General features: G+C 43.1%; 1 protein-coding gene. It reads left to right on the forward strand.

Going from position 1 to position 311, the window contains the following annotated elements:
* Positions 1-105: 105 nt before the first annotated feature.
* Positions 106-311 (forward strand): hypothetical protein (locus AB4585_RS25525; protein WP_372171582.1); only part of this gene is annotated, 206 nt, incomplete at its 3' end.

The following is a 311-nucleotide window of genomic DNA, read 5'->3' on the forward strand; positions in this document are numbered from 1 at the left end:
TTATATAAGAGGTGCGAGATGTCTCGAAAAGTCGGGAGTCAGCTGCTTTTGCGAATTGGGTGTTCGATTACTATATTTACTTCTGAAAATGCAAATGGAGGGAGTATGTATCTAACCCTGATACAGATAACGGATGGCACGGAAGATCTGTCACGAGTTGAAGGTATGGTTAATTTGACTCAAGGCAGGCACTACGAATTGGTGGGTGGGTGTATACATGATGATTTTGGCGTTAAGCAGCCTTTATTGGTTTCTCCGAGGCCTGGTGAGTCTGTATGTGATTACCGATTGTCTATCAATGGTCTACAGAA

This window comes from Vibrio sp. 10N.222.49.C9 (assembly GCF_041474985.1).
GTDB lineage: Bacteria > Pseudomonadota > Gammaproteobacteria > Enterobacterales > Vibrionaceae > Vibrio > Vibrio crassostreae_C.